Origin of the sequence: Actinomadura sp. HBU206391 (genome assembly GCF_014323665.1) — a bacterium.
In the GTDB taxonomy this organism is placed as follows: Bacteria; Actinomycetota; Actinomycetes; order Streptosporangiales; family Streptosporangiaceae; genus Actinomadura_C.
Map to the genome: position 1 here is coordinate 1 of NZ_JABVEB010000053.1, position 15,101 is coordinate 15,101.

Annotated in this window: 15 protein-coding genes; 3 read left to right on the plus strand and 12 right to left on the minus strand. The window is 70.0% G+C overall.

Annotated elements, in window-relative coordinates; all coding sequences use genetic code 11:
• Positions 1-843, plus strand: an 843-nt coding sequence (locus HKK72_RS17960; protein ID WP_261986934.1) for a RecB family exonuclease, incomplete at its 5' end; no start/stop codon positions are given.
• Between the two features lie 120 nt (positions 844-963).
• Here HKK72_RS17960 and HKK72_RS17965 read toward each other — a convergent pair.
• The 3 genes from HKK72_RS17965 to HKK72_RS17975 all read right to left on the minus strand — a co-directional run bounded on the left by HKK72_RS17965 (position 964) and on the right by HKK72_RS17975 (position 3,306).
• Positions 964-1,872 (minus strand): oxygenase MpaB family protein, encoded by a 909-nt coding sequence (locus HKK72_RS17965; RefSeq protein WP_187235533.1) that lies wholly within the window; start codon positions 1,870-1,872, stop codon positions 964-966.
• A gap of 95 nt (positions 1,873-1,967) precedes the next feature.
• Complete coding sequence (locus tag HKK72_RS17970; RefSeq protein WP_187235534.1) at positions 1,968-2,207, minus strand: hypothetical protein; 240 nt, start codon at positions 2,205-2,207, stop codon at positions 1,968-1,970.
• Positions 2,208-2,424: 217 nt separating this feature from the next.
• Positions 2,425-3,306 carry an alpha/beta fold hydrolase gene (locus HKK72_RS17975; protein ID WP_187235535.1) on the minus strand — a complete coding sequence of 294 codons (882 nt, stop codon included), beginning with the start codon at positions 3,304-3,306 and terminating at the stop codon, positions 2,425-2,427.
• Positions 3,307-3,375: 69 nt separating this feature from the next.
• On the opposite strand from HKK72_RS17975, the gene HKK72_RS17980 reads away from it, so the two are divergent.
• A complete protein-coding gene (locus HKK72_RS17980) occupies positions 3,376-4,050 on the plus strand; it encodes a glycerophosphodiester phosphodiesterase (RefSeq protein ID WP_187235536.1) in 675 nt (224 codons plus the stop codon).
• A gap of 81 nt (positions 4,051-4,131) precedes the next feature.
• Here the strand turns inward: HKK72_RS17980 and HKK72_RS17985 are convergent, their stop codons facing one another.
• From HKK72_RS17985 to ligD (HKK72_RS18020), 8 genes are all read right to left on the minus strand, one after another.
• Positions 4,132-5,646 carry a DEAD/DEAH box helicase gene (locus HKK72_RS17985; RefSeq protein ID WP_410050316.1) on the minus strand — a complete coding sequence of 505 codons (1,515 nt, stop codon included), beginning with the start codon at positions 5,644-5,646 and terminating at the stop codon, positions 4,132-4,134.
• Between the two features lie 571 nt (positions 5,647-6,217).
• On the minus strand, positions 6,218-6,499 hold the full coding sequence (locus tag HKK72_RS17990; protein ID WP_187235538.1) for a GlsB/YeaQ/YmgE family stress response membrane protein: 282 nt from the start codon (positions 6,497-6,499) through the stop codon (positions 6,218-6,220).
• A gap of 139 nt (positions 6,500-6,638) precedes the next feature.
• Complete coding sequence (locus HKK72_RS17995) at positions 6,639-6,869, minus strand: DUF3107 domain-containing protein (RefSeq protein ID WP_187235539.1); 231 nt, start codon at positions 6,867-6,869, stop codon at positions 6,639-6,641.
• Positions 6,870-7,053: 184 nt separating this feature from the next.
• The gene (locus tag HKK72_RS18000) at positions 7,054-7,674 is read right to left on the minus strand and encodes a TetR/AcrR family transcriptional regulator (RefSeq protein WP_187235540.1); all 621 of its coding nucleotides are present in this window, start codon (positions 7,672-7,674) and stop codon (positions 7,054-7,056) included.
• 141 nt (positions 7,675-7,815) lie between these two features.
• The gene (locus tag HKK72_RS18005; RefSeq protein ID WP_222720848.1) at positions 7,816-8,079 is read right to left on the minus strand and encodes a hypothetical protein; all 264 of its coding nucleotides are present in this window, start codon (positions 8,077-8,079) and stop codon (positions 7,816-7,818) included.
• Between the two features lie 23 nt (positions 8,080-8,102).
• Entirely contained in the window at positions 8,103-9,554 is a 1,452-nt protein-coding gene (locus tag HKK72_RS18010; protein WP_315987315.1) for an NAD(P)/FAD-dependent oxidoreductase, read from the minus strand.
• Between the two features lie 84 nt (positions 9,555-9,638).
• A complete protein-coding gene (ligD, locus tag HKK72_RS18015) occupies positions 9,639-10,553 on the minus strand; it encodes a non-homologous end-joining DNA ligase (protein WP_187235542.1) in 915 nt (304 codons plus the stop codon).
• A 62-nt stretch (positions 10,554-10,615) separates the two neighbouring features.
• On the minus strand, positions 10,616-11,596 hold the full coding sequence (gene ligD, locus HKK72_RS18020) for a non-homologous end-joining DNA ligase (protein ID WP_187235543.1): 981 nt from the start codon (positions 11,594-11,596) through the stop codon (positions 10,616-10,618).
• A gap of 130 nt (positions 11,597-11,726) precedes the next feature.
• Here ligD (HKK72_RS18020) and HKK72_RS18025 point away from each other — a divergent pair, with 130 nt between their 5' ends.
• A complete protein-coding gene (locus tag HKK72_RS18025) occupies positions 11,727-12,674 on the plus strand; it encodes a Ku protein (protein ID WP_187235544.1) in 948 nt (315 codons plus the stop codon).
• A 122-nt stretch (positions 12,675-12,796) separates the two neighbouring features.
• On the opposite strand, the gene HKK72_RS18030 is transcribed toward HKK72_RS18025, so the two are convergent.
• On the minus strand, positions 12,797-14,986 hold the full coding sequence (locus HKK72_RS18030; RefSeq protein WP_187235545.1) for an MMPL family transporter: 2,190 nt from the start codon (positions 14,984-14,986) through the stop codon (positions 12,797-12,799).
• Between the last annotated feature and the right edge of the window lie 115 nt (positions 14,987-15,101).

A 15,101-nucleotide genomic window follows, 5' to 3' on the forward strand; every position in this document is an offset into this window, starting at 1 on the left:
CAGCTTGGCTTCGACGGCATGCCACAGCGGCTGTATCCGTGCACGCCCTCGCGGCTGAACAGCTGGCTGGACTGCCCGCGACGGTACCGGATGACCTATCTCGACCGGCCGGCGCCGCAGAAGGGCCCGCCATGGGCGCACAACAGCCTCGGCGCGAGCGTGCACAACGCGCTCGCCGCGTGGTGGCGCCTGCCCTTGCACGAGCGCACCGCCGAGATGGCCGGGACACTCGTGCTGCGCGGCTGGCTGACCGATGGCTTCCGCGATGACGAGCAGTCGCAGCGCTGGCGCGACCGGGGCCGTGAGATGGTCGAGCGGTACGTCGCAGACCTCGATCCGGCCGACGAACCGCTCGGCGTCGAGCGCACCGTGGCCACGCGCACGGACCGGATCGCGATGTCCGGCCGCATCGACAGGCTCGACGCCCGCGGCGACGAGCTGGTCGTGGTCGACTACAAGACCGGCCGGCGGGTGCTCACCTCCGACGACGCGCGGAGCTCCCTGGCGCTGGCGCTCTACGCGCTGGCCGCGTCGCGGGTGCTGCGCCGGCCCTGCCATACGGTCGAGCTGCACCACATGCCGACCGGGCAGGTGGCGGTCTGGAAGCACACTGACGAGTCGCTGCGGCGCCATCTCGCCAGGGCCGAGCAGATCGCGGCCGAGGCGGCGCAGGCGGACGAGGCGTTCAAGGCGGGACTGCCGCCGGACCGGGTCGACGAGGTCTTCCCGGCCAGGCCCGGCCCGCTCTGCGGCTGGTGCGACTACGCACGGCACTGCCCCGAAGGACGGCGGGCGGCTCCGACCAAGCAGCCCTGGTCGGCTCTCGCCGACGAGCAGCCCTGACCGGCGGCGGGCGCACCCTCCAGCGGTGGCGCCGGGCGCCGAGCCCCGGCCGGCTCGCCAGACTCGCCCCATCGCCCCTCTCGCCAAGTCGCTCGACGGCGCCGCGCGGGTCCGGTCCGCTCAGGCGGAGACGCGTTCCCGGTGCGCCGGCCACCGGCGCGGGTCCCGCAGACCGTACAGGCCCTTGCTCAGGTCGTAGCCCTCCTCGCCCAGCCGCACCCGAGCCCGCTGCAGCATCTCCCGGGTCGGTTTCATGAACGCGTGGTCATGGACGGACTCGGGCATGGAGTTCATGGCCAGCCGGAACGACCTCAGTGCCGCCGTGATCGCGGGCCGCGGCACCTCGGGCAGCACACCGTACATCGTGCGCGCCCAGCCGGGCAGCGAGTAGTAGCACAGTGCGCCGAACGGGAAGTACGCCGGTTTGCCGGCGGCCAGGAACCGCAGGTTCTCGGGCAGCCTGGGCCACAGCAGGAACCGCACGGTGGCGGCCGCCTCCTCGGTGACCTTCAGCTGGGGGCGCATCTCCTGGAAGTACGCCTCCATTTCGCGGACGCTGCCCGGGATGTCCTCTTCATGCAGCCCGACGTACGTGCCGCTGCGCCGCTGTTCGGCGAGATAGCGGTCGGCCATCGCCCCCGTGAGCGGCAGCCCGGCGCGGCGGGCGACCTGCAGATAGGAGTAGACCTCGGCGCAGTGCACCCACAGCAGGAGCTCGGGCCGGTCGAGCCGCTCGGTCCGGCCGGTGTCCTGGTCGACGATTCGCAACCGGCGATGGATGCCGCGCACCCTGCGCCCGATCGCCTCGGCCTCGTCGGGGCTGCCGAACGTCGCGACGCCGACGAAGTCCGCGGTCCGTTGCAGCCGGCCGAAGGGATCGTCTTGAAAGTCCGAGTTCTGCCACACGCCCCACATGGCCATCGGGTGCAGGGCCTGCAGCATGAGGCTGCGAACCCCGCCGACCCACATGGTGCGATCGATGTGGATCCGCCAGGTGACGCTCTCCGGTGGCTGGACCGTCGCGGTCATGGACACCTCCACGAGACGGGGACCCAGTAAGTGTAGCGTTACTTCCCTCCGGTGCTCGGGTGTGTGTTCCGGTGCCGGCCGCACTCAGGCCGAGGTCATGACGCCGACCGGCGGCAGTGGCTCAGGCCTTCGGCGGTGACGCTCACGGCGTCGAGTACGGGGCCGTACCCGCTCTGGGTGGTGCTCGTGAAGCCGAGGGTCGCCTGCGAGGTCAGCGACCGGAAGTAGAACGCCCTGCGGACGTAGCCCATGTCGTCCCGGGACTTGCCGGTGATGTCGAAGGAGAAGGGGCGTCGGATCGGCTGGGACGGCAGGCCGAGAACGCTCTGGTCCACCTGCGTAGCCGGTCTTGACGGCCGGGCCGCTGTCGACATTGCCGGCCAGTGCGTAGCGGACGGCGTAGCAGACGCCGGGCGTCGTTGGCACGCGTCCGCCCGCAGCCGAGCGCCGTTGTGAACTATGTGATCGCCCGGACGCTCTATGTGATCATAATCGGCGAAGTGGCATCCGCCAAGGGTCGGTTCGAGAGGGCCGGCGGCACCGGCGCCGGGCTCAGCGGGCGCCGCGCTCCGCCGAGTTCCAGAAGGCGGTCAGTGCACTCGCGGTGGTCTCCGGAGCCTCCACGGCGGGGGAGTGGGCGGCCCCGGGAATGACGATCTTTTCTGCCGCGAGCCGGTCGGCCATCGCCGCCTGAACGCGGGGCGACCACGCGTTGTCGTCCTCCCCGTAGATCACAAGAATCGGCCGGCCGGCGTCGTGGGCCACCTTCGCGAGCTCGTCGACCCGATCGGCACAGGACAGGATCTCCTGGGCCATGCCGATCAGTCCGGACGTGGAGTTCTTGAGCATCCGGTCCCGTAGGAAGGCGACGACCTCGGCGGGAACCCCCTTGGCGACCGCGTCCGGCCCCAGTTTCAGCGCCCAGATCTGCTCCGTGCCGAGCTCGGGCAGCGCCGCGCGCAGTGCGTGCGCGTTCTCGGCGGAAGCCCCGCCGACCGCCGCCGGGCCGGAGCTCATGAGCGTGAAGGACGCGACCCTGGTGGGGTCGGAGATCACCGTTTCGCGGCAGACCAGCCCGCCGAAGGAGTGGCCCACCAGATGGACCCGGTCGGGGCCAAGGACGTCGAGCAGGGCCATGATGTCCGCACCGAGCTCCGTGCAGGTGTAGTCCTCGGGGTCGTCACCGCCCGGGGTCTCGTACTGCCCGCGCATGTCGACGGCGATGACGCGGCGGCGGCCGGCCCGGGCGAGGGTGTGCAGAACCGCGATGAAGTCCTCTTTGCTCCCGGTGTAGCCGGGGACGAGCAGCGCCGGGCATCGTTCCGGCACCCCAGACCCTGGAAGCGCCTCGAGCACGGCGAACGTGCCGCGCGGGGTGTCCATGTCCAACCGGCGCACGTAAGGGGGCAGATCCAGGAATCGGGGCGTACTCACGATGCTCCACCTTACCGAGCGTGGCCGGGGCACAGACCGGTCAAGTCGCTCCACTGGTAACTTCCGGGCATGACCGCGATCTCTATGCACAGGACGGACGCCGCAGACGCTGATTTCTTCGAGACCGCGGTGGCCAGCGGCGCCGAGTACGCGGAGATCGACATCCGGCGTACCGGAGACGGCGAGCTCGTGGTCCGGCATGACCCGCATGTCAATGGCACTCTGCTGGCCACTGCGTCCTACGCCGAGGTGTGCGCGGCCGCGGGCCACCGGGTACTGCGGGTCCGCGAGGCGATGGAGAGCATCGCCGGCCGGATCCGCGGGCATCTCGATCTCAAGGAAGAGGGGCTGGAGCTCGACGTCGCCGAGCTCGCCCTGAAGGTCTTCGGTCCCGGCGACTTCGTGGTCACCAGCCGTGCACCCGCCTCGATCAAGATGATCAGCCGGAACTTCCCCGGCGTGACCACCGCCCTGTCGATCGGCCGAGGCCCCCTGGAGCGCGGAGTCCTGCGCGACTTCTCACCGCTCGCGTCGCTGCGGGCGTGCGGGGCCGACTGGGTAGCGATCAACCACCGGCTGGCCCGGCTCGGAGTGTTGCGGCAGTGTGCCCGGGCGGGCTTCCCCGCGATGGTCTGGACGGTGAACACCGGGCCGCTGATGCGCCGCTTCCTGGCCGATCCGGGGGTGGCGGTCGTGATCACCGACCGCCCCCGTGAGGCCGTACGCCTGCGCGACGGCCAATGAGAAATCCGCCCACCCTGCGTGGGTGGGCGGATGACAGGACCCGCCGGGCCGGACCCGATCCGGCCCGGTCGTGACGAGTGGCTACGCGGTCGCGGAGCTCTCCCCGTTGCCACCGGCGGAACCGCCTCGGGTCCGGCGCCGACGACGGCTGCGCTTGCGCTCGGTCGCCACGGCGTCCACGACGTTGTCGGGAGCAGGTTCGGCCTCGGACGTCACGGCGGCGGAATCGACCGGCTTGCCGGCCCGGGTCCGGGTCCGTTCCCGGTTGCGCTTGCGCGGTCTCGGCCGCGGTTCGCGCGCCGGCGCCGCGGGCGAGCGGCTACGGCCGGTCTCACCGATGTCCTCGAGCTCCTCGGCGGCGAGCCCCTCCCGCTCCCGCTGCGCCTTGGGCAGAGTGCCGGTGACCTCGGTCGGGATGTCGAGCACCGTGTAGAGGTGCTCGGAGGTGGAGTAGGTCTCCTCGGGCGTCGCGAACGGCAGCCCCAGGGCGGTGTTGATGACCTTCCAACGGGGCAGGTCGCGCCAGTCGACCAGCGTGACCGCGATGCCCTCCTTGCCCGCGCGGCCGGTGCGGCCGGTGCGGTGCACGTAGGCCTTGTCGTCCTCGGGGCACTCGTAGTTGATGACGTGGGTGACGTCGTCGACGTCGAGCCCGCGGGCGGCGACGTCGGTGGCGATGAGCACGTCGATCTTGCCGTGCCGGAACGCCCGCAGAGCCCGCTCACGCTGGCCCTGGCCGAGGTCGCCGTGCACGGCGGCGGCGGCGAAACCTCGCTGGACGAGGTCGGCGGCCACTCGGTCGCACGCCCGCTTGGTCTGGCAGAACACCATGGTCAGGCCCCGTCCGCGCGCCTGCAGGATGCGGGCGAGCACCTCGGGCTTGTCCATCTGATGGGCCTGCCAGACGTGCTGGACGGTCTGCGGCGTCGTCTCGGACTCCGCGTGCGACTCGGCCCGCACGTTCGTGGGCCGGGTCAGGTAGCGGCGCGACAGCGTCACGATCTCGCCCGGCATGGTCGCGGAGAACAGCATGGTCTGCCGCTTCACCGGGACGAGTTCGATGATCCGCTCGATGTCGGGCAGGAAGCCCAGGTCGAGCATGCGGTCGGCCTCGTCGAGCACCAGCACGCTGACCTCGGAGAGGTCGAGTCGCTTCTGGCGCACCAGGTCGAGCAGCCGCCCGGGCGTGCCGACGACTACCTCGACCCCCTCGCGGAGGGCGTCGATCTGCGGCTCGTATGCGCGGCCGCCGTAGACCGACAGTACGCGGCTGCCGAGCTTGCCGCCCGCGACCCGCATGTCGTCGGTGACCTGGATGGCCAGCTCGCGAGTCGGCACCACGACGAGCGCCTGTGGTGCCTTTCCGCCGTGCTTGATGCGCTGCAGCAGCGGGACGCCGAAGGCGAAGGTCTTGCCGGTGCCCGTGCGGGCCTGGCCGATGATGTCGTGTCCGCCCAGCGCGATGGGCAGGGCCAGTGTCTGGATGGGAAAGGATTCGATGATGCCCTCGGATTCCAGGGCATCGACTATCTCGGGGATGACCCCGAGCTCACGAAAGGTAGTCAGAGCTTTCAGCCTCCATAGTGCGGGGTCCACACTCCCGATCCGCGGCGCCGCGGCGAGCTCTGGGCACGCCATCCATGCGGTCACTAGTACTCGGCAGGGCTTGTGCGCCTTGCCGACCTGCTCTCAGGGCCGCGCGCTCACGCGGGAGGGACCAACCGTCAGTCATTTTTCGGTGACCGCCATCAGGGGTGACGCAGCTGCTCACTGCTGCTGCGCGCGGTCACACTCCGCGACGCAGTGTACCGGGCTTCGGCAACTTCGCGCTATTGGCGGCTCTGGTGTGTTAACACGCAGGTCCAGGAGCGTATTCCCGAGGAGCCGATGGAGTGTTTTTCTGGTTTGCCGTGATGACACACAAAGAGCCGGGTTCGTCGCGCGGATTATTATTTGCGTGGCACCCGGTGACGATGCGATTTTCGTGAACCTCCCGGGCGACGCCCGTCTGAGCAATCGGTGCACATTGGCGATCAAGGTGGCGGCAGACGAATGAGAAGCCGGAGCTCACCGCCCTGCTGCCGCCCGGCTGAGCCCGGACATGGCGAAGCTCCCGTTGCGGGGACGGGAGCTTCGCTGGCCTGAGTCGTATTACCGGGTCATGGGGTCACCGACGGTGCGTGGTCCACCCGCGCCAGCCCTTGCTGCCGCCACCTCGGTAGGCGGCGGTCAGGAGCGCGACGCCGAGCGCGGCGATGATGATCGCGAACACGAGCGCCACGAACTGGCCGGCCCCGAGCGAATTGGCGATCACGCCACCGAGGATGGCCCCGGCGATGCCGACGAGAATCGTCAGCAGGATGCCGATCGGGTTACGACCCGGAACGATCAGTCGCGCCAGAGCGCCGATCACGGCACCGATAATGATGAACCAGAGAACTGTCAGCATCTGAGACCACCTTCCACCAACCGGACTTCGAGCTGACCAGAGCTTTCGCCGATCTTCTCGACGTCGTCTGCCGGTCGGCGGTAGGTATGCCCTATCTGCGCCGACTAAACATGATCGGGCCTGGCGAGTCCGTGGAGGGCTACATCGTCCCGAAGCCGACCCGGCGGCTCTCGTCCTCGGCGATCTCCAGATAACCGACATGCGTGGCGGGGATGACCACCCGGCCACCGCCGCGATCGTCCTTGAGCACGAACACTCCGTTGTCGGTCGCGAGGGCCTCCGTCAGCGCCTGTTCGATCTCGTCGGCGGACAACGAGGTCTCGACGACGAGTTCTTTGGGCACCAACTGAACCCCGATCCTTACCTGCACGATGCTCCCTCCGGCCGCTTATGTCTCAGATAGTCGCACGTGCGCGCCCGACCTCGCGTGTGAGCAGGCGGTCGGGTGCCGGGGACGCGAGGATTCCGATCAGTCCAGATCGAGCAGCCAGGCCGGATCGAAGCCGATCGGAAAGGGCCGGGCGGTCGTCAGGTTCTCCGGTACGGGCCTCAGGTCATGTGGTGCGGGGGAAGCCGCTGATGCCACGCCAGGCGAGGCGGGCGATCATGTTCTCGGCGGTGTCCTTGGGGATCGACTGGTGCTGGGAGAGCCAGAACCGCGCACTCACCTCGGCCATGCCCACCAGACCCATGCCGAGCAGTCGCGCCTCGTCGCTCGAGGCGCCTGTGTCCTCCTGGATCACCTGACTGATCATTTCGGCGCACTGCTGCAGGGAACGATCCACTCGGGCTCGTACGGGTGCGACGTTGCGCAGGTCGGACTCGAAGACCAGTCGGAACGCCTCGCCTTCGCCCGCGACGAAGTCGTAGAACGCCTGCATCGTGGCCTGCACGCGCAGTTTGTTCTCGTTGGTGGAGGTCAGTGCCGCGCGTACCGTGGTCACCAGCCCCTCGGCGTGCTCGTCCAGCAGGGCCAGATAGAGCTCGAGCTTGCCGGGGAAGTGCTGGTAGAGCACCGGCTTGCTCACCCCGGCCCGTTCGGCGATCTCGTCCATCGCAGCGGCATGGTAGCCCTGCGCGACGAATACCTCCTGGGCGGCTTCGAGCAACTGCCGGCGGCGGGCCACCCGCGGCAGTCTCGTGCCACGGGGGCGGGCGTCCGAGGCTGCGGTCACCACTTCTCCGATCACCTGTGAGCGCGGCCGAGATCGGCCGCGAGAACTTCGATCCCATCATCGTACGCGCCGGTAACCCCCCTGGTCACGTGATGTGAGCTCAGGGGCGCGGAAGTCGTCACCGGTGATCCGCAAATGTCGTCACCGATAATCGTCGTCATCCTGTTCGACACGCCGCCGCTGCTCCACCGCATCCGCCTCGTTGGCGTCGAAGGGCACCTGTCGTGGCGCCTCCGGGCCGGCCTCGTCGCGCACGGGCGTGCGCTGTTCGACGGCGTCCGCCTCATTGGCGTCGAAGAGCACCTGCGACGGCAGGTCGGTGTAGGTCCTCTCGTCCAGGGCCACGCGCTGCTCGGCGGCGTCCGCCTCGGACGTTTCGGGGCCGAGTTCCTGCTCCTCGTCCATCTCACTCATGGGACACCCCCTCCTCAGAGGCGCTCGACCAGCTCACGCAGGGGCACCTCGATGGCCTCACCGTAGGTCGGGAACGCGTGGACGACGTCGGTGAGAACGCTCAACGGAGTCTCGGCGCGGATGGCGAGCGCGATCTCGCTCATCCATTCTTCAGCGTAAGGCCCGACCGCGGCGGCGCCCACCAGGACGCCACGGACCCTGTCGGCGTAGAGCTCGACCCGGCCCCCATCGTCATCTTCGACCGCCGCCCGTGCCGTCGAAGCGAGGTCGTACCCCGCCGCGAGCAGATCCACACCCTCGGCGTCGGCACTCGGCGGCGAGAATCCCACGGCGTAGACCGAGGGGGTCGTGTGGACCACCCGGGGAATGGCCCGGTAGTCGGCCTCGCGCCGTACGCCGAGCACGTTGGAGACGACCACCCGCGCCTGGTAGCGGGCGAGATGGGGGGAGGGCCCCGTGCCGGTCACGTCACCGGCCGCCCACACGCTCCCGGCGACCTGGCCCGTGCCCGTGCCGGCGTGGGCGCCCGCGTCGGTGTCCGCCTGTGCCGTCGAGCCGGCCCGTGGTCTCGGCACCAGGCCGGCGGGCGAGCCGGATGCCGGCAGGCCGGGCGGATCGGTCACGAGGACCCGGCAGGTCGGGTCGACGCTCAGCCCGCGGGACGGGTCGACGGCGACGCCGAGCAGTTCCAGCCCGAGATCGGTGATCCGTGGTCGCCGGCCGGTCGTCACGAGGATCCGGTCGGCGTCGAGCACTCCGCCGTCGGACAGCGCCACCCGCACCCCGAACTCCGTACGCCGTATCTGGGAGAGCGTCACCCCCAGGCGCAGGTCGATGCCCATCCGCCGCAGCGCGCCGCCGAGCATGTCGCCGGCGAAGGGCGCCTCGGCGCCGAGCAGCCGCCGGGCCGACTCGATCACCGTGACCTGGGAACCGTACGAGGCGTAGACCTGGGCGAGCTCGCAACCGGCCGGGTCGGCCCCGAACACGACCAGCCGGCGTGGCAGGTCCGCGCAGACGAGGGCCTCGTCACTGGTCCAGACCGGTGCGTCCAGGAGCCCGTCGATCGAGGGGAGCGTCGGCTCGCTGCCCGTGCACACGACGAGGTCGGTGAAGGTGTAGGTGACGGTGCCGACGCGGATCGCCCCCGGGCCCGAGATCCGGCCGAGGCCGCGCAGCACGGTGACGCCGGCCTCGGCCATCCGCGCCGCCGCGGATGTGCCGTCCAGATTCCCGGCCACCTCGTCGCGCCGGGCGATCGCGAGCTCCCACGTCTCGCCGCGCCGGGTCGAGTGCAGCAGCGACTTGGCCGGCATGCAGGCGAAGTAGGGGGATTCACCCCCCGCGAGCGCGTTCTCGACGAGGGCCACGGTGCATCCCGCCCGGGCGAGCTCGGTGGAGATGAGCCTGCCGGTCGTCCCCCCGCCGAGTACGACGACGTCATGATGGTTCTGCGCCACGGACACGCGACCGTCCCTCCGTCGGCGGATCCCGAACACATCTGCCTCCATGGTGGCGCAGATGGAGGCGCAGCGTGCGGGTTCGGCTACTTACGGCAACTTCTGCCGCTCGGTCAGCAGCGGCGCGAGCAGATCGCCGTGTTCGTCGACCCGGGTCAGCATCTCGTCGGCGTCGAAGCGCAGGTCGCCCGGCTCCCGGCACGTCTCGACCTCGGCCCAGGTGACCGGGGCCGAGACGGTGGGGATGGCACCCGCCCGCAGCGAGTACGGCGCCACGGTCGTCTTGGCAGGGTTGTTCTGCGACCAGTCGACGAACACCTTGCCCTTGCGCAGCCGCTTGGCCATCTGGCTCAGGACCTGGTCCGGGTGCTCGCGCTCCAGCCGCTCGGCCGCCTTCCTGGCGTAGTCGGAGGTACGGCCGGTCTCCTCGACCGGCACATAGAGGTGCAGGCCCTTCTTGCCGCTCGTCTTCGGGTACGACGCCAGCCCGTCGGCGTCGAGCAGGTCGCGCAGCATCAGGCCCACTTCGCAGGCGTCGACGATCGTGGCCGGTTCGCCGGGATCCAGATCGAACACCATGAGGTCCGGCTCGCGCACTCCGCCGCGCGGTCCGACCCGCCACTGCGGCACGTGGAGTTCGAGCGCGGCGAGATTGGCGCACCACCCGAGCGTGGGCAGGTCGTCGATCACGATGAAGTCCGTCTCACTGGCGCCCCGGGTGCTCCTCGGGGTGGGCAGCCGCACCGTCCGCACCCACTCCGGGGTGTGCGACGGCGCGTTCTTCTCGTAGAACGCGCCGTCGCCGGTGCCGTCGGGGTAGCGGATGCGCGTCGCAGGCCGGTCGGCGAGGTGGGGGAGCAGGACGGGCGCCACCCGCGTGTAGTAGTCGATGACCTCGCCCTTGGTGAATCCGTGTTCCGGGTAGAGCACCTTGTCGAGGTTGGACAGCGTCAGCTCCCTCCCCTCGATCCGCACGCGTATCTTCTGCGGCTGGTCCGGGCTCATGCTCACCTCGATGGGGTCAGGGGTCTCAGCGTCGGCGGTCTCGGGGTCGGGTGTCTCGGGGATCAGGGTTCTCGGGTCACATCGGCCGGGTTCCTGTCGTCGCGCAGGCCACGCCATGAGGGAGCCCGCAGGCGGCGCTCGGCGGTCCAGGAGGCGTAGGCGACCTCGCCGACCAGGCGCGGCCGCACCCAGCGGGCGCCTCTGGCGAACTCGCGCGGGACGTCGTCGTCGTACGGGCTCGTCGGCGTCTCGAGCGGGTGGAGCAGCGCCGTCATCTCGTCCAGCATCCGGTCGGTGAACCCGGTGCCGACGTGACCGACGAAGCACAGGCGGTCGGCGTCGTACACCCCGAGCAGCAGCGAGCCGACGCCGCCCGCACGCCGGCCCTTCCCGGGTTTCCACCCGCCGACCACGACCTCCTGGGTACGGAAGTTCTTCACCTTGCGCCAATGGTCGACCCGCCTGCCGGGCCGGTAGGGGGAGTCGAGCCGCTTGGCGACCAGGCCTTCGAGCTCCTGCTCGCGGGTGAACGCCAGTAGCTCCACGACCTGTTCGGCGTCGGAGGCGTGCAGGTGGGACGGCGCCTCGATGGGCCCGGCGGTGAGTTCGAGGGCCTGCAGGAGTTCGCGCCGGTCGGCGTACGGGAGGTCGTACAGCACGTGCCCGTCGAGGAAGAGCAGGTCGAAGACGACGTACCGGATCGGTACCTCACGGATCACATGGCGGTCGGGGTGCGCGACGTGCATCCGCCGCTGGAGCAGTTCGAAGCTCGGCCGGCCGGTCCGGTCGAAGGCGACGACCTCGCCGTCGAGGATCGCCTGCCGGCCGGGGAGCAGGTCGGCGAGCCCGGACAGCTCGGGATAGTTGCCGGCCACCTCGCCGCCGCGCCGTCCGGTGGCGCGCACGCCCTCGGCGGAGATGTACGAGATCACCCGGACGCCGTCCCACTTGAGCTCCAGCCCCCAGCGGGCCGCGTCTTCGCCGGGCAGCTCGCCGGGGCTCGCGAGCATCGGCGCGACCCGGCCCGGCATGGGAACAGCCATGTAGAGGCATCTGCCCCGATTCCGCGTGGGTGATACAGGCGACCCGGAAATGATCAGGAACGGACATATGGTGCAAATCGAACTGAGTTGCGAAGCTTGGGGGGTGACCTCCTATGGGTAAGGACAGACCATGCGCAGCATCTGGAAGGGCGCGATCTCTTTCGGCCTGGTGACGATTCCGGTCAAGGTCTACTCGGCGACCGAGCAACGCGACATCTCGTTCCATCAGGTCCACCGCAAGGACGCGGGCCGCGTCAAGTACAAGCGCGTGTGCACCGTGTGCGGGGAGGAGCTCGCCTACTCCGACATCGCCAAGGGCTATGAGCTGCCCAGCGGCGAGATGGTCGTGCTCACCGACGAGGATTTCGCCGACCTCCCGCTGCGCACCAACCGCAACATCGAGGTGCTGCAGTTCACCCCGCTGGAACAGGTCGACCCCATCTACTTCGCCAAGAGCTACTACCTGGAACCCGACGCCGCCGGCACCAAGCCGTACGTCCTGCTGAGGGACGCCCTGGAGCAGTCGGGAAGGGTCGCGGTGGTCAAGATCGCCCTGCGACAACGGGAGTCGCTCGCCGCGCTGCGGGTCCGCGAAGGGGTCTTCGTCCTGGAGACGATGCTGTGGCCGGACGAGATCCGTGCGCCCGCCTTCTCGTTCCTCGAGGAGGACGTGGAGGTGCGGCCGCAGGAGCTGACCATGGCGACCTCGCTCATCGAGACCATGTCCGGTGACTTCGATCCGACGGAGTACAAGGACGCCTACCGCGAGGCCCTGCAGGCCGTGATCCAGGCGAAGGTCGAGGGCAGGGAGGTCGCGGCGCCCGCGCCGCAGGAGGAGGAGCCCGCAGCCGCCGACCTGCTCAGTGCGCTGCGGGCCAGCGTCGAGGCGGCGAAGAAGAGCCGCGCCGGAGGCAAGCCCGATGACGGCGAGGCGGGCGGTGGCAAGCCCAGGGCCGCGAAGTCCGGTCGGCGACGCCCGGCCGCGGAGGGGCGGGACGAGGCGCAGGAGGAAGAGGGGGCCAAGAAGGCGCCGGCCAGGAAGTCCACCGCCAAGACCAAGAGCCGCAAGTCCGCTTGATCAGGACGGGTGACGCGCCGGCCGCGAGATCACGGGGGAGGTCCTTCCTTCCACCCTGACCCCGCGACCGGTTCGGCGGGATGTTCCGCCCAGACCAGATGCCGCAGATCAGATGCCGCGGGTCATATGCCGGCGGTCGCCGGTTCGGGCGTCGGCTCGGGTGCGACGTCATGCTCACTGATGCCGTATCGGCGATAGAGACGGCCGAGGGGCCCCGGCGCCCACCAGTTGGCCCGGCCGAGCAGTCGCATCGTCGCGGGCACGAGCAGCCCGCGCACGACGGTCGCGTCGACCGCGATCGCGATGGCCATGCCGATGCCCGTCATCTTGATGAAGGTGATGCCCGAGGTGGAGAAGGCCCCGATCACCACGATGAACAGCAGTGCCGCGCTCGTGATGATGCCGCCGGTACGCCGCATTCCCGTCGCCACGGCCTCGGTGTTGTCGCCGCCGAGGTCGTACTGCTCGCGGATCCGCGACAGTAGGAACACCTCGTAGTCCATGGAGATCCCGAAGATCATCACCAGCATCAGGATCGGCATCGCCGGGGCGATGCTGCCCGTGGCGGTGAAGTCGAGCAGACCCGAGAGATTCCCGTCCTGGAAGATCCAGACCAGGGCGCCGAAGGTGGCCGACAGCGAAAGCACGTTCATCACGATGGCCTTGAGCGGCAGGATCACCGAGCCGAAGGCCAGGAACAACAGGATGAAGGTCGCGACGCCCACGAAGAGCGCCAGCACGGGCAGAACGTCACCCAGGCTGTCGAGCTGGTCCACGATCTCGGCCGACGCACCGCCCACGTGCACCTCGGCGCCCGGCGGGGGCGGCACGTCGCGGACCCGCTGAACCAGTGACCGGGCCTGCTCCGAGGTCGGGTCGGCGTCGTAGCCGATCGCGACGCGCGACGTGGTGCCCTCGGCTCCGCTGAGACCGGCGCCCGTGGCGCCGGGCACCTGCCGCAGCCGGTCGGCGTAGGCGGCGAGTGCGGCCCGGTCGCCGGTACCGGTCACGATGGCCTCGATCGGGGTGGTGGCGTTGCGCGGGAAGTCCCGCTCCAGGACCTCGGTGACCACACGCGCCTCGGTGCCCGTGGGCAGCACCCTGCTGTCCACCGCGCCCCAGTTGATGTGCAGGAACGGCGAGCCCAGCGCCAGCAGGAGGGCGATCGTCGCCACCGTGAAGACGATCGGCCGCCGCATGACGGCGTGCGCCAGGCGGTACCAGCGGTGGCCGTCCTCCCGGCGCGGCCGGCCGGTCGCCGAGCGCCGACGGCGGAGCAGCCGGGTGACCGAGAGCGCGTTGACCCGCGTACCGAGCACCGCGAGCAGTGCCGGCAGCACGGTCAGCGCGGCCAGCATGGCGACCACCACGGTGGCCACTCCGCCGAAGCCCATCGACCGCAGGAAGACCTGGTCGAACAGCAGGAGCCCGGACAGCGAGACGGCCACCGTCACCCCCGAGACCGCCACGGTTCGGCCCGCGGTGGCCATTGTGCGGGCCAGCGCGTCCTCGGTGGCCGCGCCGCCGGACGTCTTCAGCTCCTCCCGGAACCGGCTCACCATGAACAGCCCGTAGTCGATCGCCAGGCCGAGGCCGAGGAACGTCGTGATGTTGACCGCGAAGATCGAGACATCCGTGACGAGGGTCAGCAGGTGTAGGGCGGTGAACGAACCGAGGATCGCGACGATTCCGATGGCCAGGGGCAGGCTCGCGGCGGCGATGCTGCCGAAGATCACCACGAGCAGGACGAGCAGCACCGGCATCGAGATCGACTCGGCCTTGGCGATGTCGGCGCTGACCCGCTCATTGATCGCCGTCTCGATGGGCACGCCGCCCCCGATCTGGACGGTCAGCCCGGGCGCCTTGGCGGCGCTGTCCCGCAGCGCCTCGTAGGCGTCGTGGCGGGCCTGGTCGTCGGCACCCGCCAGCCGTACGACGGCGTACGTGGCGGCGCGGTCCTTGCTGACGAACTGCGCCGACCCGGTCGACCAGTAGGTGGCGGTGGCGGCGACCTTGTCCCTGGGGAGTGCGGCCAAGGCCCGCTCGACCGCCGGTCGGAACGCGGGGTCGTCGACGGTGCGACCGGGGCTGCGGTAGAGCAGCACCACGTCGGCGGTGTCGCGGCCGAGGTCGCGGTCGGAGATCTCCGCCGCGCGGGTGCTCTCGCTGCCGGGCGCCTCGAAGCCGCCGGACGACTTGAGGGCCCCGAAAACGCCGGTGCCCCATACGGCGGCGAACACGAGCATCGCCGTCGCGATCCAGAGGGTGGTCCGTCGTCGCCGGTGGACGAAGCGGCCCCAGTTCTCGAACATCGATTCTCCCGCGTGCCGGAGTTACACTGCTACGTGGCGTTACATCGGTAAACGGCGTTAACTGCGAATGGTGTTAACTTCGCATACACCGTTTACTGCCGTCAAGCGTGCTGAG